The sequence below is a fragment of the Burkholderia sp. IMCC1007 genome (assembly GCF_027257875.1).
In the GTDB taxonomy this organism is placed as follows: Bacteria; Pseudomonadota; Gammaproteobacteria; order Burkholderiales; family Burkholderiaceae; genus Burkholderia.
Genome location: NZ_JAPVQY010000006.1, coordinates 68,437 through 86,257, shown reverse-complemented (window position 1 = coordinate 86,257; position 17,821 = coordinate 68,437). Strand labels below are relative to the sequence as shown.

The following is a 17,821-nucleotide window of genomic DNA, read 5'->3' as shown; positions in this document are numbered from 1 at the left end:
GCGGCGTCGCGCCGTCGATCCGTCAGTCCGTCGATCCGTCCGTCGATCAGGGACGCGCGACGTGCCACATGCCGCCGATCCCGTCGCCGCCCGTGTCGCCGGCCTTGTGGTCCATTTTCCAGCGATACAGCGGGCGGCCGTGATACGCCCATTGCTTCTTGCCGTCGTCGCGCGCGACGACGCTCAGCGCACCCGACGCCTTGTCGTATCCGTCGGCGAGCGCCGGCGGCCAGTTCGCCGCGCACGTGCCGCTGCAGGTGCTTTTGCCCGGTGCGTCGTGATCGAACACGTACAGCGTCATGTGATCTTCGTCGACCAGCTTCCCATCGCCGACCTGCGGCGGCTCGGCGGCGGCCGGCCGCGCGATCGCGGCGGTCAGCGCGACGGCTAACAGCATCGTCTTCATTCCCGTTCTCCTTGGCGTGGCATCGCATGGCATCGCGGCACCGGGTTGCCCGACGGGATGGTCGACTTCGTCATGGTCATTATCCTGCCGTCCGGTTGCGCCGCGACTCGGTATGTAAACGGACGGGCCGCCCGGTTATTCCATGTCGCGCCCGCCTGGCGCGCGGGCGGCTTCAAAAGCTGTCATTCTTCAGATGAATGAAAATCGCGAATCTTGAAAGAAAACGCGGCATGACATCACGCGCCGCACGCGGCTCGCTCCCGAGTTCGCGTACGACACTGCCGTCGCCGCAGATGGCAGCGCCGTCAATTTCGACGAAATCTCCGGATTCTTCGGGGGGCTCGACCGATAACTAGTCGCCGAGAAGACAATGTGCGCCCGGCCCGCTCGTTGCCGCTTGCACGCGTCAGATCGATCCGAACAGCGCGCGCGGGCGGTCCTTCAGGGTTCCGGCGAGTATCCGCATCCCGTTCACGAGTTCGTCGCGCGTCGACGCGCACGCGAGATTGATGCGCACGCCGTGCTCGAGCTCCGCGCGATCGACCGCGAACGTCGACGACGGCATCACGATCACACCGCGCGCCTTCGCGTTCGACGCGAAATCGTCGGCCCGCCACGGCGGCGGCAGCCGCAGCCACACGAACATGCATGCCGGGTCCGATTTCAATTGACCGGCCGGCAGCAGCTCGCGCGCGAGGTCCACGCGCGCGCGGATTTCCGCCAGTTGCGCATTCATGATCCGATCGGCGATGCCGTTCTCGATCCATACGGTTGCGATCAGCATCGACAGCGGCGCGGGCATCCATGCGGTCGTCCGCACGGCTTCCGCAGCCAGCGCGACACTATCCTTCGGGCAGCACAGATAACCGAGACGCAGGCCCGGCGCGAGAATCTTCGATGTTGCGCCGATATGGAACGTCAGCTCCGGACACAGCCCCGCGAGCGTCGGCAACCGGTCGCGTACGAGCGGGCCGTATACGTCGTCCTCGATGATCGTCACGTGGTGACGGCGCGCGACGTCGACGAGCGCCATGCGCCGCGCGAGGCTCATCGTCGTCACGGTCGGGTTCTGCAGGTTCGGCACGACGAAGATCGCCTTGACGGGCATTCGCTGGCAGATCCGCTCGATTTCGTCGGGCAGGAGGCCGTCGTCGTCGGCCGGAGCGCTGACGATCTCGAACTGGAACACGGGCGCGAGCGCCTTCAGCCCGTAATACGTGAGCCGGTCCGCGACGATTACGCCGTCGGTGCCGATCAGACTGTTCAGTACCGCGTAGAGACCATGCTGCGCGCCGCTCGTGACGACCACCTGGTCGTGGGATGGCGTGAAGCCCGGCGCGGCGAGCCATTGCGCGCCGGCCGCGCGCGCCCAGTCCGGACCTTGCGGCGGCTGGTATTCCTGCAGCGTTGCGAAGCGCGGATCGTTCGGCAGCGTGCCGAGCGTCTGCGCGAGACTCGCGAGGAATTCGCCGGTGGCCGGCCGGTTCACGGTCAGGTCGATCACGCCGTTGCCCGCCGCGAGCGACGCACGGGCCGGCTCGACGCTCGGCATCGCGCCGCCGGTGACGAGCGACCCGCGGCGCTTGCTGCCGATCACGAGGCCGCGGAGCTGCAGCTCCTTGTACGCCCGCGATACGGTCGACACGTTGATGCCGAGCTCGGTCGCCAGCTGACGCTGAGGCGGCAGGCGGCTGCCTGGCGGGTAGGTGCCGTTGCGGATTTCCGCTTCGATCGAGCTCGAGACCTCGACGTAGGTCGCGCGCTTCGCCTGCGCCGGGGCGGCGTTGCCGCGCACGTCGGAAAGTTTGTCTGATGCCATGTATTGCCCGTGACCACACAAAAAACGTTTGTCTGCCATTTTTGCCTGCCTTGCGATTTTAACCGACATTCCTGCGACGACAAGCGATCACCGAATAGTCTGCCAAATCATCGGCATGAAAGCGGGTATACACCGACGCCACACAATCGATTTTTGATTGCACACAAAAAATTCTTGTGTGATTCTTAGTCCCATCTTTGTGTGAATGCTGTGCTTCGGAGGGATGCGTCATGGCGAACGTCGCCATCGTGGGTGCGGGTTTCATCGGGCTCGGCGCGGCGACGTGGCTGCAGCGCGACGGGCACCGCGTGACGTTGTTCGATCCGGATGGCGTCGGGCAAGGTGCGTCGTTCGGCAATGCCGCGACGTTCGCGCCGTACGGGTGTGTGCCCGTGAACGGGCCGTCCGTGTTCCGCGACATGCCGCACTTCCTGTTCGCGCCCGACAGCCCGCTGCGGATCCGCTGGCCGTACCTGCTGGCCGGCGCGCCGTGGCTGGTCCGGTTCCTGATCGCGTCGACGCCCGTCCGCCATGTGCGCAGCGCGAGTGCGCTGGCCGCGCTGCTGTCGCGCGCCGCGGACGGCTATGCGCCGCTCGTCGGCACGTCGCGGCTGGCGGCGTTCGTGCGGCCGCGCGAATGCCTGTACCTGTACGCACGGCAGGCGTCGTTCGATGCCGCGCAGCCGTCGCTCGCGCTGCGGCGCCGGTTTGGCGTCGCGTTCGAGACGCTCGACGCGGCCGCGATCCGCCGTCTCGAGCCGGCGCTCGCGCCGATTTTCGAGCGTGGCGTGCTGTTCAACGGCAGCTGGCATTTTTCCGATCCGCACGGGTTTCTCGGCGAGCTGTTCGCGCATCTGGCCGGGGGCGGTGCAACGCTCGAACGTGCGCGAGTCGAGCGGATCGAGCCCGCCGACGCCGGCGTGCGGCTGGTGGCCGGCGGCGCGGCGCGCGCGTTCGATCACGTCGTGGTCGCGGCGGGCGCGCAGTCACGGGCATTCGCGGCGGCGTGCGGCGATCGCGTGCCGCTCGATACCGAGCGCGGCTACCACGTCCAGTTCGCCGAGCGCGAGCACATCGTCACGCGACCGGTCGGCTGGGCGGAGCGTGGCTTCTACATGACGCCGCTCGACGAAGGGCTGCGCGCGGCCGGCACGGTCGAACTGGGCGGCTTCGACGCTGGCGAGAACTGCGCGCTCATCGATCTGCTCACGCGCTCGGCCCGCGAGGCGCTGCCGACGCTCGGCGCGCCGACGCGTAGCTGGCTCGGCTTCCGGCCGACGCTGCCGGACGGTGTGCCCGTGCTCGGCCGCTCGCGGCGCAGCGAGCGCGTGATCTACGCGTTCGGCCATCAGCACCTCGGCGTGACGCTGGCGGGCATTACCGGCAGGATCGTCGCGGACCTCGTCGCGCAGCGCGCGCCGCCGGTCGATCTGGCCGACTATCGCGCCACGCGTTTCTGACGCGCCGCGATCGGACGGCGCACGACCGTGGATACGGCTTCGACGGGTCGCGAATCGAAGCGGCCGGAACAACAAACATGAACGCGACTTCAACCACTGCAAGGAGGCATCATGAATCGTCGTAACTGGCTGGTATGGCTGGCGGTCTGCTCGATCGGCACGGTTGTCACATCCGCACAGGGCGCGGATGTTCAGACCATCAAGATCGGCTTCGCCGGCCCGCTGACAGGCCCGGTCGCGCGCGTCGGCAAAGATCTGCAATACGGCGCGCAGCTCGCGCTCGACGAGGAAAACGCGAAGCACCCGACGATAGGCGGCAAGCCGGTGCAGTACGTGCTCGACGTGCAGGACGATCAGGCCGATCCGCGTGTCGCGATCCAGGTCGCGCAGAAGCTCGTCGACGACGGCGTGGTCGGCGTGATCGGGCATTACAACTCGGGCTGCAGCATTCCGGCGTCGGCCGTGTATCGGCAGGCGAACGTCGTGATGATCACGCCCGGCTCGACCAACCCGCAGCTGACGATGCAGGGTTTCAAGAACGTGTTTCGCACGATGGGGCACGACGGGATCGGCGGCGTCGTCGCGGGCCGCTTCGCGGTCGAGCAGCTGAAGGCGAAGCGGATCGGCATCATCGACGACCGCACTGCGTTCGGCCAGGGGCTCGCGGATGCGTTCGAGAAAGGCGTGAAGGAAGCGCATGGCACGGTTGTCGGCCGCGAATACACGAACGACAAGGCGGTCGATTTTCGCGGCATCCTGACGACGTTGAAGAGCAACAACATCGATCTGCTGTTCTTCGGCGGGCTCGACGAGCAGGGCGCGATGCTCGTCAAGCAGATGCGTTCACTCGGTATTCGAGCACAACTGTTCGGCGCGGGCGCGCTGAAGAGCAACGCATTCCTGAAGATCGCCGGTACCGCGGGCGAAGGCACGCAGGATCTCGAACCGGGGCCCGCGCTCGACAAGCTGGCGTCCGCGCAGGCGTTCGCGCAGCGCTACAAGACGCGTTTCAACCAGGACGTCGAGCTGTATGCGCCGTTTGCGTACGACGCGGCGCTCGCGTTGACCGCCGCGATCCATAAGGCCGATTCGGTCGACCGCGGCAAGATCGTGCAGAGCATGCCGAGCGTGTCGGTGACCGGCGTGACCGGCAAGATCTCGTTCGACGAACGCGGCGACCTGATCAAGCCGCCGTACACGCTGTTCCGGGTCGAGCAGGGGCAGTGGCACAGTATCCGCACGGTTGGCGGCGCGTCGAACTGACGGGCGGATGAGCCCCGGTGGCCGGGCGCTGGCGTGCGCACAGCCACCGGCGCTCGACGCACGGCATGGCCCGGTTGTCACGGCCGTCACCCAGTGGGCGCACGATCTCGGCCAGACAGGAACCAGGTATGCAACTGTCCGATTCCCTTCGCCTCGATGGTGCCGCGCTCTTCAAATCGGAACGGCGTGCCGAGCTTGCGTCGGGTAGCGTCCGTCACTTGCACACGTCCAGCCACGCCGTGAGATTCCATCCCCTGTTGAAAACTGTGTAAATGCCACGATGTCCGCGAATAATACGGTCACCTCTGCGAAGCTGTCGGCGATGATTTCCGGGAAATGGTCGGCAAACGGGCTTGCCGGGCATCGAGTGGGATCAGGGGATTCGGGAGGCAGATGTCGCAGTCCGAGTTCCCCGCCACACCGCGCACTTGGATCGGTCGCCCCCGCATTCTGCAACCCTAACTTCTTATTGGTCAGCGGTAGTGGGTGAATCGGCCTGGGTGTCGCAAAGGATCTCGACGAGTTTGTCGCGGTAAATGTTTTTGTCGCTGGGATTGCGCGGAACGCACACCCTCAAATCCCGTTGCGACCATGTTTCTTCGAGTTCCACGATGGCGAACTGCCCCTGATCATCAGGCTCGATGGCCGTCCTCGGTACGATGCCGACGCCCGCGCCGGAGGCGACCAGGCGGGAAATCGCGCGATATCCGGAAACCTGCACGCGCACGTCCAACCGTCCGCCGAGTGCGGTGGCGTGATTCATGAGGAACGTGTGCAGTGCGGCCCCCGATTGCAGGCTGATGAATGGATGGCCGAGGCAATGCCGGAAACTGGTCGACGATCGTTCGGCAAGCGGATGCTGAATCGGGATGAGCAGTACGAGCTGGTCCTTCCGATAAGGCAAAAAATGCAATGCCGGATGTTCGTTTTCAAGTGCCACAACCCCGACTTCCGCGCGACCGGCCGCCACTGCGGCAACAATATCGTGACTCATGCGTTCTTCCAGCGTGATCCGTACGTTCGGATAGGCGGCGAAGAATCGCGCCAGATCGCCGGGTAGATGGGCGCTGATTGCGTTGTTGTTGGCGAAAACCGTGACGTGTCCTGTCATGCCGAGCGAATAGGGACGCAAATCGGCGTGCATCTGTTCGAGTTGCGCGAGGCACCGACCGGCGTGCTCGCGAAATACCTGCCCGGCCGGCGTCAATGTCACGCCTCGCGCCTGACGCGTCAGTAGCGTGACGCCGAGCGTTTCTTCGAGGTTCTTCATCCTCAGGCTCGCGGACGACGCAGCCAGATGGCATCGCTCCGCTCCACGCGATACGTTTTCTTCTTCAGCGATAGCCAAAAACACCTTCAGGTCGGTCAGGTCGTATGTCATACCGTTCGAAGTATTCGAAAATGTCTGCCGCAGAAGAATAGCACTGACGTGCGGACTGGGGCATCGCTGTCCGGGTTCACCCGAGGTTTCGTTAAATTCGAACGCATCGTTTGTAAAAGCTCGCTGTATCCGGGTAGCGCGTTAATCGATACTTGATCCCGTCAATCAGCAAGGAGGAGTCACGAATGAGCGGGAACAAGGGCGGTGCGTCGACGAGCAGGCCGCTTGAGGGGCTGGTCGTCGTCGCGATCGAGCAGGCGCTGGCGGCACCGTTGTGTACGGGGCGCCTGGCCGAAATGGGCGCGCGCGTGATCAAGGTCGAGCGTGCCGAAGGCGACTTCGCGCGTGGTTACGATGACGCGGCGAACGGACAGGCGTCGTACTTCGTGTGGACGAACCGCGGCAAGGAGTCGATCGTACTGGACTTCAAGTGCGCGGACGACGCAGCGTTGCTTCACCGTATGCTCGCCGATGCCGACGTCTTCATCCAGAATCTCGCGCCGGGTGCGCTCGCCCGGGCCGGTTTCGCCAGCGAGGCGCTGCGTGAACGCTACCCGCGTCTGATCACCTGCGATATCAACGGGTACGGGACCGACAACGAAGCGAGCCACCTGAAAGCGTACGACCTGCTCGTGCAGTGCGAAAGCGGCCTTGCGGGCATCAGCGGCGCGCCGGACGCTTGTGGTCGAATCGGCGTGTCGATCTGCGACATTGGTGCGGGCATGAACGCGACGATCGCTGTCCTTTCGGCGCTCGCGCTGCGCGAACGGACCGGCCGAGGGTCCGGCGTATCGGTGTCGCTGTTCGACGGTGCAGCGGACTGGATGTCGATTCCTTACGTACACGAGGTGTACGGGAAGGGAGCGCCGAAGCGCGTGGGTCTCAAGCACCCGTCGATTGCGCCGTATGGCGCATTCACCACCCGCGATGCGAACGACATCGTGATCAGCATCCAGAACGAACGCGAGTGGCAGCAGTTCTGCGCGCGTTTCATGCTGGCACCGGATCTCGGCACCGATCCGCGCTTCGCTTCGAACACGGAACGCGTTCGCAATCGTGAAGCGCTCGATCAGATCATCGCGGCAGCGTTTGCCGCGATCGATGTCGACGAAGCGCTGGCTCGTCTCGCCGATTCGAACACCGCATATGGACAGGTGCGCTCGGTCTGGCAGATGGCGCGACATCCGGCACTGCGGACGTGGCCGATGAACGTCGGCGACAAGTCGCTGAACATGATCGCCCCTGCGGTGCGCGCGCCATGGGACGCGGGGCGCTTCGAACCAGCCCCAGGCCTCGGCGAGCATACCGAGTCTCTCAAGGCGGAGTTTTCGGCATCGAAGGTTGAGGTGATGGCATGAGTACGGTCGATATCGCGCACCTTCGGGAATGGGTAGGCAAATCCCGAACCGATCACGACATCGTGTCGTCCCGTCACGCGAGGTTGATGGCTGCGACGCTCGGCTTGCCGCAGTCCGACCTCGTCGCAGGTGCAGCGTTGCCCCCGCTGTGGCACTGGCTGTACTTTCTGAGCGGCGAGCCGCCGGCAGCACTGGGCCGTGAGGGCCACCCGGCGCGTGGCGGCTTCCTGCCGCCGGTCACGTTGCCCAACAGAATGTGGGCGGGTGGCCAACTGGAATTCCACGCCTCCGCACCGCTCGACGCACGCGTCGAAAAGCGCTCGACCGTGGTGGCGGTCGACCACAAGCAGGGGCGCAGCGGTGAACTCGTGTTCGTGAAGGTGTTGCACGAGTTGCTGCACGAGGGCAACAAGGTGCTCAGCGAATTTCACGACATCGTCTACAAGGGTGCGACGGCCCCCGGCTCCGCAGCCGCCGACGTCAAGATGCCCGTCGCGCAGCACAGCCGCAAGATCAAGCCGGACTCCACCATGCTGTTCCGCTATTCGGCGCTGACGTTCAACGGACACCGCATTCACTACGACGCCGACTATTGTCGCGACGTCGAGGGTTATTCGAACCTCGTGATTCACGGGCCGCTGAACGCCACCCTGCTTGCAGCGTTCGCGCAAGAGGTGGGCGGCCGACCGGTCAAGGAATTCCGCTATCGCGGCTTGAAGCCATCGATTCTGGGCAACGAGTTGACGCTCAACGCCGCGAAAGACGGGGATCTGCTCGTGCTGTGGGTTGCATTGCCAGACGGCAGTGTTTCGATGCGCGCCGAGGCGACGTTTTAAGTCGCACTGGGCGAACGACGCGATTCGATTCAAAAAAGATTCAGGAGACAGACGATGCAACATCATTCCATTTCGTACACAACGGAGTCGGGCGACGGCGCAGCCGCGCGACGAATAGAGCGCAGGGCTGCGCTGGCGAGCGTCATAGGAACGACGATCGAGTGGTACGACTTCTTCATCTATGGCACCGCTGCGGCGCTCGTGTTTCCGAAGCTGTTTTTCGCGCACGGTAATGCGGATGGATTGATGGCATCGTTCGCGACGATCTTTGTCGGATTCGTTTCGCGTCCGCTCGGCGGCGCGCTATTCGGGCACATGGGCGATCGAGTCGGGCGAAAGTCCACGCTCGTCGCGACATTGAGCCTGATGGGCGTTGCGACGCTTCTGGTAGGGTTGTTGCCGACGTCCGAGACGCTCGGCCCGGCTGCGGCTTGGCTGCTCGTTGCACTTCGCTTCCTCCAGGGCATCGGTGTTGGCGGCGAGTGGGGCGGTGCGGTCCTTTTGTCGATGGAGTCGCATACCGGCAAGCGGCGCGGTTTCATGGCATCGCTGCCCAATATCGGCGTGCCGCTTGGTCTCGTCGTCTCGGTGATCGTGTGGAGCGGTTGCAGTCATTGGTCAGGCGACGCGCTGCTGGATTACGGATGGCGAGTGCCGTTTCTTGCCAGCGGCGTGCTGTTGATCGTCGGTCTGCTGATCCGTTTTGGTGTGCCGGAAACCCCCGATTTCATCGCGGCGAGCAAGGTAGCGGATCGATCGAAAGGACCGATCGGGGAGGCGATCCGCACGGAGTGGCGTGCCATCCTGCTGTCCGCACTGATCCGGCCGAGCGAGCAAACTGCCTTCTACATGCTGACGACGTTCGCGGTTTTGTACGGTTCGAAGAACCTCGCGCTCGGCAAGGCGTTCATTCTGAATGCGGTGCTGATTGCTGCAATCGTCGCCTGTTTCGCGTTGCCGTTCTTCGGGTATGTCGCCGATCGAATCGGTCGGGCAAAGACCTACACCGCAGGTGCGATCTGCATGATGCTCTTTGCGTTTCCGTACTTTGCGATGCTCAATACGCGGCTTCCCGCGGCGGTGGTCATCGGGACGATCGTCATCATGGTGATCCACGCGTCGATGTATGGCTCGCAGGCGTCGTTCATTGCGGAATCTTTCCCCGCACATATTCGCTATAGCGGGGCGTCGTTGGGCTACCAGGGGGCATCGATCATTGCAGGTGGTCCTGCGCCCATGATCTCGCTCTGGCTCTTCGAGACGTTCCATACCGTCTATGCGGTCGCCGGATACCTGGCTTTTATGTCGCTCGTAAGCGCTGTCGCAGCACTTTACCTGGCGCGCAGCAACGCTGAAACCGCCTTTCGCGGCTCGTCTTTGAAGTAAAAACCGGATACAGGAACTCGAAATGCCTTCGTCAGCAGCATGTGCGCCGCAATCCTATTTGTTTGTCCCGGGGAGTCGGCCCGAACGGTTTTCGAACGCGCTGTCGTGCGGTGCCGACGCAGTCATCATCGATCTGGAGGACGCGCTCGCCCCCCCGCGAAGGATGCAGCGCGCGAGAACATCGCTGCGTGGTGTCGCGCGTCACCCGGTTCTCGTTCGTATCAACGGGCGTGGAACGCCCTGGTTCGAGCAGGACGCCAGGATCGGCGCACTCGACGGCATTGCCGGAATCGTCGTGCCGAAGGCGGAGGGATTGACCGACATCGTCGAAGTCGTAAAACGCGCGAAGCGACGGGTACCGATCTATCCGCTGATCGAGACTGCCCGGGGCATGTGGTCGGCGATCGAAATCGCGAAGGCACCGTATGTTAGCGAGCGCAAGGAGAGCGCGGAAGAGCTCTCGAGGCGGGTGAACCAATCAAGTATCTGACGTGCCAAGGCGTTGTCGTTCTTGAACTCGCGGCGCCCTTGCCGGTCGTGTGCACCTCAATTGCGGAGTGTTACGGGCATGGTCACCATTGCAAGCCACAACCGTCGTTAGTCGAGGATTGACGTCATGCAACTACGTTCAGCAACGGTGTCCGGCCTGGTGTCAATCGAAGAGTTGCTTCGTGAAGGAAGCCTTCCTACCGCTGGAGTAGCGGAGCATTTGGCCAATTTCATTGTGGCCGACGATGTGGAAAATGTTATCGGCTGCGGCGGCATTGAATACCACGGGGATTTTGCCCTGATTCGTTCGATCGCGGTCGCCTCGCATATGCGCGGGAGCGGGATCGGTAACGCAATCGTTTCTCTACTGCTTGCAGAATGTACCCGTCGAGCAGTTCAGGCCGTCGCGTTACGAACAATGACAACGGACAGCTACTTTGCCCGACACGGCTTCTCGCGAGTCGCGGTCGACGACGTGCCTGGTCCGCTACTGTCGTCCGCCCAGTTCACCGGCGTCTGTCCGGCATCGGCAATCGTCATGCTCAAGCGACTCTAGCCGAAGCCGGCTCCGCAACGTGGTGCCGATCGTATCGAACACGGTTGCGGAGCTAGAAGTTGGTGATTCCGTTTGGCACCGGCAATGATTGCTCGTCGATGGCGTGGGATTGCTTTACCGCAGTTCCTTGGAGCGTGCGTTACGGCGCAGACTCCGACGCTGTGCGGACTCGCCAAAAATGCTCGACGGATACGACGGCAACGATTCCGTCTTCCCCCGATCGGGCCTTTGCGACATCGATGATTGCTTTCCTGACGCCGGCGACATTCTCGGCCGTCGTGAAGATCTCAATCTTGATGTGCTCGGTGGTCCAGTCGCTCGCAAAGTAATTGGGGTGAAGACCGAATCCTCGTACGTCAGTCACCGTAATGCCATGAATATGCAGCGCGCCTACCCGCACGCGTGTCAGCACAGCGTCAGGATTGCTTCGTCAGTTTCACGATGGTGAGCGTCCCGTTGACGTTCTCGACACGGACTTTGACCTTGTCGCCCTCATGGATCTGCTTGACCATCGCGGCATCCTTGGCCTTGAACGCCATCGTCATCGGCGGCATGCCGACGTTCTCGAGTGCGCCGTGCTTCAGCGTAACCATGCCGCTGGCGGCATCGACCTTCTTCACTTCCGCGTCGGTGAGCGCGGCGTTCGGCGAAGTCGACGCGGAAGCCTTCATCGACATGTTCATGCCGGCCATGTCATCGCCGGCGAATGCCGGAGCCGCAAATGCGCCGATTGCGCAGACAGCGATAGTGGCAACGAACAGCTTCTTCATTGAGTTTCTCCAGATTGGTTGGAAGGCACTTTCATGCCGGATGGAACTGCATGGAACGTCCGCGTGTGATTCGGCTTTCGCGCACGACGGCGCTGCAGCAGGAACCAGGCGGCGGGGATAACGAACATGGAAAGCAGCGGCGCGGTGACCATGCCGCCTACCATCGGGGCAGCGATACGCTGCATGACTTCGGAGCCGGTGTCGCGTCCGACCATGATCGGAATCAGGCCGGCCAGAACCACGGCGACTGTCATCGCCTTCGGCCGCACGCGCAGCACGGCGCCTTCTCGAATTGCATCGAACAGCAATGCTTCCGTGAGCGGCTCACCTGCCTCCAGTCGCCGATTCAGCGCGCCCTTCAGGTAAAGCAGCATCACCACACCGAATTCGGCTGCCACGCCGGCGAGCGCGATGAAGCCGACGGACGTCGCAACGGAGACCGCGTGTCCGAGCACCCAGATGAGCCAGAACCCGCCGACGAGCGCAAACGGTACGGTCGACATCAGCAGCAGTGCATCCGCCGCGGAATTGAACGTCAGGAACAACAGCACGAAGATGACGACGAGCGTTACCGGGATGACCGTGCGCAGCTTCGCTGCCGCGCGCTCCAGATACTCGAACTGCCCGGACCAGGCGATCGAATAGCCCGGGGGAAGCTTGACTTGTTGCTCCACGACCTTCTGCATTGCCTGTACCGCAGACTGAAGATCCGTATTGCGAATGTCCACGTACACGTAGCCGGACAGCCGCGCGTTCTCGCTGCGAATCATCGGCGGGCCGTCGGCAATCGTGATGTGTGCGACATCCCCGAGCTGGATTTGAGCGCCGCGGTCGGTGACCACTGGAAGTTGTCGCAGCTTTTCGAGCGAATCACGGACTTCGCGTGGGTAGCGGATGTTGATTGGAAAGCGCTCACGGCCAGCAATCACCTCACCGATGTTTTCGCCGCCAACCGCCGACGACACAACCCCCTGTACGTCCGAGACCGACAGGCCATACCGCGCGGCCGCGAGCCGATCGATGTCGACGTCAATGTACCGGCCGCCGTTCAGCCGTTCGGCCAGCGCGGACGTCACGCCCGGCACGGTCTTCACTGCGGCCTCGACTTGCGTAGCGATGCTGTCGATTTGCGTCAGGTCGGGCCCGGAAATCTTGACCCCGACTGGCGTCTTGATGCCTGTGGACAGCATGTCGAGACGATTCCGAATCGGCGGCACCCATACATTCGACAGGCCCGGCACCTTGACGGTCCGATCCAGTTCGTCGACGAGGTTTTCCAGCGTCATGCCCGGCCGCCACTGACTGCGCGGCTTGAACTGGATCGTTGTCTCGAACATCTCGAGCGGTGCAGGGTCGGTGGCCGTATCGGCGCGCCCGGATTTGCCGAATACGGTCGCCACCTCGGGCACCGTCTTGATGAGTCGGTCCGTCTGCTGCAGCAGTTCCGACGCCTTTTCGGCCGAGATACCCGGCAGCGCGGTCGGCATGTACAGCAGGTCCCCTTCATCGAGCGGTGGCATGAACTCGCCTCCGAGACGGGAGATCGGAATGATGGTCAGCGCCAATGCCACACCTGCCAGGCCGATGGCGAACCATGGACGCCGCAGCGTCCCCTCGAGCAGGGGCCTGTACAGGCGAATCAGCATGCGATTGATGGGGTTCGCGTGCTCGTGCGGAATGCGGCCACGGATGAGATAGCCCATTAGCACGGGCACGAGCGTTACCGACAGGCCGGCCGCGGCGGCGATCGTGTAGGTCTTCGTGAACGCGAGCGGTGAGAACAGCTTGCCCTCCTGGCCTTCGAGCGAAAAGACCGGAATGAACGAGAGCGTGATGATGAGCAGCGAAAAGAACAGCGCAGGCCCGACTTCCGCTGCGGAGGAGGCGATAAGTTCCCAACGATGGGCAGCCGACATCGTTTCCCCCGGATGTTGGTGCTCGTACGCCTCCAGATGCTTGTGCGCGTTCTCGATCATCACGATGGCCGCGTCGATCATCGCGCCGATCGCGATCGCGATGCCGCCCAGCGACATCAGGTTTGCATTCACGCCCTGGTAGCGCATGACGATGAAGGCAGCCAGCACGCCGAGCGGCAGTGACAGGATGGCAACGAACGCGCTGCGCAAATGAAACAGAAATACTGCGCAGACGAGCCCGACGATGATGAACTCTTCGATGAGCTTGTCTTTCAGGTTGTCGACCGCGCGTTCGATGAGCTGCGATCGGTCGTAGGTCGTGACGACCTCGACACCGGCTGGCAGTGAGTGCTTCAGGTCCTCGAGCTTCGCCTTTACCGCGTCGATGGTGGTCAGCGCGTTCTTGCCCGAACGCATCACGATGACGCCACCCGCCACTTCTCCTTCGCCATTCAGTTCGGCGATGCCGCGCCGCATCTCCGGACCGATCTGGATACGCGCCACGTCGCCCAGCAACACCGGCGTGCCTGCTTCGTTCGTACGAAGCACGATATGGCGAAAGTCATCGAGTGAGTGCAGGTAGCCGGACGATCGCACCATGTACTCCGACTCGGCGAGCTCGACGACGGAGCCGCCCGATTCCTGGTTGGCCTTGCCCAGCGCATCGGCCACCGCCGATTGCGTGATGCCGTACGCTCGCAGCTTGTCCGGGTCGAGTACTACCTGATACTGGCGGACCATCCCACCGATGCTGGCGACTTCGGAAACATCCGGCACCGCCTTCAGCTCGAACTTAAGGAACCAGTCGTTGAGCGCGCGCAACTGCCCGAGGTCGTGTTTCCCGCTCCTATCGACGAGTGCGTACTCGTACACCCAGCCGACCCCCGTCGCGTCGGGACCAAGCGAAACGGTCGAGCCCTGCGGCAGCCGGCTTTGTACCTGATTCAGGTACTCCAGCACACGCGAGCGTGCCCAATACTGGTCGGTGTTGTCATCGAACAGCACGTAGACGAACGCGTCGCCGAAGGACGAGTACGCTCGAATGGTCTTCGCGCCGGGCACGCCGAGCAGCGTCGTCGTCAGCGGGTACGTGACCTGGTCCTCGATGACCTGGGGCGCCTTGCCGGGATACGAAGCCTTGATGATGACCTGCGTATCCGACAGGTCGGGCAGTGCATCGAGCGGCGTTTCCTTGAGCGAATACACGCCCCACGCGGTAACCAGCACGGTCGCGAGCAGCACCAGGAAGCGGTTTTGAATGGACCATCGAATGAGGCGCGCAATCATTTGGCGCCCCCGAGCGGTTCAACGTTCGTCAACTGGTATCCATCGGCCGACTGCTTGAAGACGAAGTGCACCGTCTGCCCGACCTTCACGTCGGGGAACGCGGTCGGGGCCGGCTTGTTGAACGCCATTGTCATCGCGCCCCAGCCAAGCGCCGGTACGGGCTGGTGCGAAAATGTGATGTCCGCAGCCGTCACCTTTTCGACTTTGCCGGTGGTCTCGTACGCTTGCACGGCTGCGGCCGAGCCCGACGCCGGCGTCGCGGCACTCGTGGCAGCGTTTCCTTCAAGTCGTGGCAGCACGGACTTGAGGCTTGCCTCGGAATCGATGAGGAACTGCCCCGACGCAACGACGGTGTCGCCTTCGCTCAATCCGCTGAGCACCTCGGTCGCGTCGCCGACGTCATTGCCGATGGTGACCGAGGCCGGCTGCAGCCGACCGTCGTTGTTCTTCACGATGACGACCGAACGCTTGCCGGTGGTGATGACCGCTTCGGAGGGCACGAGCAAACGCGCGACGTTCTTCTGGCCGGCGACACGCACACGCATCAACATGCCGGGCGTCAACTTCAGTGACGTATTGTCGATTTCCAGGCGCGCCTGGAGCGTCCGACTGCTTGTGCTGATCCCCGGCAGGATTTCTCGGATGTGTCCGGTGAAGTGCTGGGTGGGGGCGCCCGCGAACGTCGCGTCAACCGCCATTCCCGGCTTCACGGTCAGCGCAAGCGCCTCCGGGATTTCGACAATCAGCCAGAGCTTTGACAAGCCGGCGATCTTCGCCAGCGTCTGTCCGGGCGCGACCATCGCACCATCCCGAACGTTGAGCTCGCTGACGACGCCGGTCTCCGGTGACGACAGAACGACGTGGGTTTGCGCTTTACCGGTCCGATCGAGGTTTGCAATCACGCCATCCGGGATCGACAGCGCACGCATCCGCGCTCGAGACGCGTCGAGCAGGCTGCCGTCCATGCCGCCGTGCTTCAGCGCAAGGTATTCTTCCTGCGGTGCCAACCAGTCCGGCACGAAGAGCGATGCGATCGGCGCGCCCTTGGCAATGCGCTGCATCGGCGCACTGGCGTAGAGGCGGTCGATGTACCCGGTGACTCGCGACTGAACGACGTCCGAGCGGGATTCGTCAAACTGCGTGGTGCCCACGGCATCGAATCCGCCGGCGGTGTCTTGCCGGCGTACCGTCGCGTAGCGAATGCCGAGATTCTGCTGCAGGCCCGGATCGATCTTGATGCCGGACGAACCGCCGCCTTCGTCCGCATAGACCGGTTCGAGCTGCATGTTCATGAATGGCGACTTACCGGGCTTGTCGAAGTGCTGATTCGGCACCATCGGATCGTGCCAGTACAGCACCTTGCGTCCTGTCTTCGGATCGATCTTTTCGCCCGAAGCGGCGTCGGCGGCCGGAGCCTGAGCGGCCGCCGCATTGATCGACGCATGGCGGGTGCCAGCGAAATAGCCGGCGCCGAGCAAGGCTGCGCCGGCAAACACCGCCAAGATGGCGCGCCGCAGCGGTTTCTTCGTCATGTTGTTCTCCTTCACCGGGCGGCGACCATCGTTGACGGCACGACCTGATATTCGAGCTGGGCCCAGGTTTGCGATGTCTCGCGCTTGAGGTCGAGCACCTGCAACTGCGCTTCCAGTTGTGCGCGCCGCGCGGCGAAGGTATCGGCGAGCGAGCCGGTGCCGGCCCGGTAGGCTGCATTGGCGAGTTGTACCCGCTGGTCGGCAGCAGGCAGCAACGACTGGCTCAGGCTCGCAATGCGCTCGCGGCCGCTGGCCAGCACGGCTGACTGTGTGCGAATGTCGGCCTGGACCTGTCGGAGCGTGTCCTCGTACATCAGACGCGCCTTGGTGGCCAGTTCAGTCTTTTCTGCGACGTCGCGGTTCTGGAGGTTTTTACGATTGAGCGGCAACGGGATGGAGACGCCTACCGACACCATGTTGGAGTACGCTCCGCCGCGTTGCTGGTACGCGACCTCCCACGTCCAGTTCGGGCTGCGCTCGCTGTTGGCGACCGCTGCACCCGCTTCGGCGACCGCGATATCCTCGGAGGCGGCCACGAGGGCCGGCTGCGAAAGGCGCAGTTCGTCCGGCGGCAATGAGGACACGAATGATTCCGGCGCCGGTGGCTCGCCCGCCACGTCGGAAACGGGCACGGCCGTCCAGCGCGACAATCCGATGAGCGCGGTCTGATAGGTCTGCTGCGCCTTGAGAACCTGGTCCTGCGTTTGCGCCAGCATGGCTTGGGCTTGCACGACGTCGGAAGCGCTTCCTTTCGCACCGCGATAGGAGGCCTTCGTCGCCGCGAGCTCGTGGTTCATGTGATCGAGCAGGGCCTGCTGCAGTGTCAGTGTCTCCTTGGCGTAAATGGCATTCAGCCACGCTGTTGCCGTTTGCTGGCGAACATTGGCAAGCTGCAGGAGATAGCCGGCACGTTCGCGGCCAACCATCTCGTTGGCGAGTGCTGAGCGCAATCGCCGCTTGTCACCGGACACCCATTCCTGCTCGAAGCCGATGCGGCGCATCGTCATGAAGTCCTGGCCGACGGTGAAGCGCTGCGACCCGTTCACCGGCAGGTTGTCGATACCTGCTTTGAGCATTGGGTCCGGCAATTGTCCGGCCCTGACGGCCGCCTCCGAGCTGGCGCGTACGGAGGCCTGCGCGGCCTGCATCGACGCCGAACGGTCGTTGGCAGACTGCAGTGCGGCGTCGAGCGTGAAAGGGACTTGCTGAGCGTGAACGACGCCCGCGACCAGTAGCGCGGCAAAAAGCGTATGCGCGCGCCGAGGAACACGCCGACCCTGCGGCGTGCCGAAATTGAATGGCATGTTTTTACCCCAACGGCGAAATCCCATAGGGATTCCACGTCCTGGCATAGGACGATCC

Annotated in this window: 16 protein-coding genes and 1 pseudogene; 8 read left to right on the top strand and 9 right to left on the bottom strand. The window is 63.5% G+C overall.

Annotation, left to right across the window (positions count from 1 at the left end):
• Window positions 1–46: 46 nt before the first annotated feature.
• Entirely contained in the window at window positions 47–406 is a 360-nt protein-coding gene (locus O1Q03_RS08285) for a COG4315 family predicted lipoprotein (protein ID WP_269502714.1), read from the bottom strand.
• 235 nt (window positions 407–641) lie between these two features.
• Here O1Q03_RS08285 and O1Q03_RS40140 point away from each other — a divergent pair, with 235 nt between their 5' ends.
• A complete protein-coding gene (locus O1Q03_RS40140; RefSeq protein WP_442865769.1) occupies window positions 642–758 on the top strand; it encodes a DUF1329 domain-containing protein in 117 nt (38 codons plus the stop codon).
• Between the two features lie 54 nt (window positions 759–812).
• Here O1Q03_RS40140 and O1Q03_RS08280 read toward each other — a convergent pair whose 3' ends face one another.
• Window positions 813–2,225: an aminotransferase-like domain-containing protein gene (locus O1Q03_RS08280; RefSeq protein ID WP_269502713.1), complete on the bottom strand. Its 1,413-nt coding sequence runs from the start codon at window positions 2,223–2,225 to the stop codon at window positions 813–815.
• Window positions 2,226–2,455: 230 nt separating this feature from the next.
• Between O1Q03_RS08280 and O1Q03_RS08275 the strand changes: the two genes are divergently transcribed.
• Window positions 2,456–3,685 carry an NAD(P)/FAD-dependent oxidoreductase gene (locus O1Q03_RS08275; RefSeq protein ID WP_269502712.1) on the top strand — a complete coding sequence of 410 codons (1,230 nt, stop codon included), beginning with the start codon at window positions 2,456–2,458 and terminating at the stop codon, window positions 3,683–3,685.
• A 111-nt stretch (window positions 3,686–3,796) separates the two neighbouring features.
• Window positions 3,797–4,948, top strand: a complete 1,152-nt coding sequence (locus tag O1Q03_RS08270) for a branched-chain amino acid ABC transporter substrate-binding protein (protein WP_269502711.1) — start codon at window positions 3,797–3,799, stop codon at window positions 4,946–4,948.
• A gap of 86 nt (window positions 4,949–5,034) precedes the next feature.
• On the opposite strand, the pseudogene O1Q03_RS08265 reads toward O1Q03_RS08270, so the two are convergent.
• Window positions 5,035–5,199, bottom strand: a pseudogene (locus tag O1Q03_RS08265) (adenylate/guanylate cyclase domain-containing protein); the annotation flags it as partial.
• A gap of 215 nt (window positions 5,200–5,414) precedes the next feature.
• Entirely contained in the window at window positions 5,415–6,329 is a 915-nt protein-coding gene (locus tag O1Q03_RS08260) for a LysR family transcriptional regulator (protein WP_269502709.1), read from the bottom strand.
• A 185-nt stretch (window positions 6,330–6,514) separates the two neighbouring features.
• Here O1Q03_RS08260 and O1Q03_RS08255 point away from each other — a divergent pair, with 185 nt between their 5' ends.
• From O1Q03_RS08255 to arsN2, 5 genes are all read left to right on the top strand, one after another.
• Entirely contained in the window at window positions 6,515–7,687 is a 1,173-nt protein-coding gene (locus O1Q03_RS08255; protein ID WP_269502707.1) for a CaiB/BaiF CoA transferase family protein, read from the top strand.
• Window positions 7,684–8,523, top strand: coding sequence for a MaoC family dehydratase N-terminal domain-containing protein (locus tag O1Q03_RS08250; protein WP_269502706.1), 840 nt, complete (start codon window positions 7,684–7,686; stop codon window positions 8,521–8,523). The genes O1Q03_RS08255 and O1Q03_RS08250 overlap by 4 nt, the downstream gene beginning before the upstream one ends.
• Before the next feature lie 54 nt (window positions 8,524–8,577).
• Window positions 8,578–9,909, top strand: a complete 1,332-nt coding sequence (locus tag O1Q03_RS08245; protein ID WP_269502705.1) for an MFS transporter — start codon at window positions 8,578–8,580, stop codon at window positions 9,907–9,909.
• A gap of 22 nt (window positions 9,910–9,931) precedes the next feature.
• Window positions 9,932–10,399, top strand: a complete 468-nt coding sequence (locus O1Q03_RS08240; protein ID WP_269502704.1) for an aldolase/citrate lyase family protein — start codon at window positions 9,932–9,934, stop codon at window positions 10,397–10,399.
• Window positions 10,400–10,525: 126 nt separating this feature from the next.
• Window positions 10,526–10,954, top strand: a complete 429-nt coding sequence (arsN2, locus tag O1Q03_RS08235) for an arsenic resistance N-acetyltransferase ArsN2 (RefSeq protein WP_269502703.1) — start codon at window positions 10,526–10,528, stop codon at window positions 10,952–10,954.
• Window positions 10,955–11,093: 139 nt separating this feature from the next.
• Here the strand turns inward: arsN2 and O1Q03_RS08230 are convergent, their stop codons facing one another.
• Genes O1Q03_RS08230 through O1Q03_RS08210 form a run of 5 tightly spaced genes read right to left on the bottom strand, consistent with a single transcriptional unit; the run spans window position 11,094 to window position 17,763 of the window.
• Window positions 11,094–11,354, bottom strand: a complete 261-nt coding sequence (locus O1Q03_RS08230) for a P-II family nitrogen regulator (protein WP_269502877.1) — start codon at window positions 11,352–11,354, stop codon at window positions 11,094–11,096.
• Between the two features lie 16 nt (window positions 11,355–11,370).
• Complete coding sequence (locus tag O1Q03_RS08225) at window positions 11,371–11,724, bottom strand: copper-binding protein (protein WP_269502702.1); 354 nt, start codon at window positions 11,722–11,724, stop codon at window positions 11,371–11,373.
• Window positions 11,721–14,927 (bottom strand): efflux RND transporter permease subunit, encoded by a 3,207-nt coding sequence (locus O1Q03_RS08220; RefSeq protein ID WP_269502701.1) that lies wholly within the window; start codon window positions 14,925–14,927, stop codon window positions 11,721–11,723. The genes O1Q03_RS08225 and O1Q03_RS08220 overlap by 4 nt, the downstream gene beginning before the upstream one ends.
• Window positions 14,924–16,459 (bottom strand): efflux RND transporter periplasmic adaptor subunit, encoded by a 1,536-nt coding sequence (locus O1Q03_RS08215; RefSeq protein WP_269502700.1) that lies wholly within the window; start codon window positions 16,457–16,459, stop codon window positions 14,924–14,926. The genes O1Q03_RS08220 and O1Q03_RS08215 overlap by 4 nt, the downstream gene beginning before the upstream one ends.
• Before the next feature lie 11 nt (window positions 16,460–16,470).
• The gene (locus O1Q03_RS08210) at window positions 16,471–17,763 is read right to left on the bottom strand and encodes a TolC family protein (protein WP_269502699.1); all 1,293 of its coding nucleotides are present in this window, start codon (window positions 17,761–17,763) and stop codon (window positions 16,471–16,473) included.
• Window positions 17,764–17,821: the final 58 nt, after the last annotated feature.

Coding starts and splice junctions, on each gene's coding strand:
- O1Q03_RS08225 (WP_269502702.1), bottom strand. CDS start 11,724: ATGAAGAAGCTGTTCGTTGCCACTATCGCTGTCTGCGCAATCGGCGCA.
- O1Q03_RS08245 (WP_269502705.1), top strand. CDS start 8,578: ATGCAACATCATTCCATTTCGTACACAACGGAGTCGGGCGACGGCGCA.
- O1Q03_RS08215 (WP_269502700.1), bottom strand. CDS start 16,459: ATGACGAAGAAACCGCTGCGGCGCGCCATCTTGGCGGTGTTTGCCGGC.
- O1Q03_RS08275 (WP_269502712.1), top strand. CDS start 2,456: ATGGCGAACGTCGCCATCGTGGGTGCGGGTTTCATCGGGCTCGGCGCG.
- O1Q03_RS08270 (WP_269502711.1), top strand. CDS start 3,797: ATGAATCGTCGTAACTGGCTGGTATGGCTGGCGGTCTGCTCGATCGGC.
- O1Q03_RS08240 (WP_269502704.1), top strand. CDS start 9,932: ATGCCTTCGTCAGCAGCATGTGCGCCGCAATCCTATTTGTTTGTCCCG.
- O1Q03_RS08255 (WP_269502707.1), top strand. CDS start 6,515: ATGAGCGGGAACAAGGGCGGTGCGTCGACGAGCAGGCCGCTTGAGGGG.
- O1Q03_RS08280 (WP_269502713.1), bottom strand. CDS start 2,225: ATGGCATCAGACAAACTTTCCGACGTGCGCGGCAACGCCGCCCCGGCG.
- O1Q03_RS08220 (WP_269502701.1), bottom strand. CDS start 14,927: ATGATTGCGCGCCTCATTCGATGGTCCATTCAAAACCGCTTCCTGGTG.
- arsN2 (WP_269502703.1), top strand. CDS start 10,526: ATGCAACTACGTTCAGCAACGGTGTCCGGCCTGGTGTCAATCGAAGAG.
- O1Q03_RS08285 (WP_269502714.1), bottom strand. CDS start 406: ATGAAGACGATGCTGTTAGCCGTCGCGCTGACCGCCGCGATCGCGCGG.
- O1Q03_RS08210 (WP_269502699.1), bottom strand. CDS start 17,763: ATGCCATTCAATTTCGGCACGCCGCAGGGTCGGCGTGTTCCTCGGCGC.
- O1Q03_RS08250 (WP_269502706.1), top strand. CDS start 7,684: ATGAGTACGGTCGATATCGCGCACCTTCGGGAATGGGTAGGCAAATCC.
- O1Q03_RS08260 (WP_269502709.1), bottom strand. CDS start 6,329: ATGACATACGACCTGACCGACCTGAAGGTGTTTTTGGCTATCGCTGAA.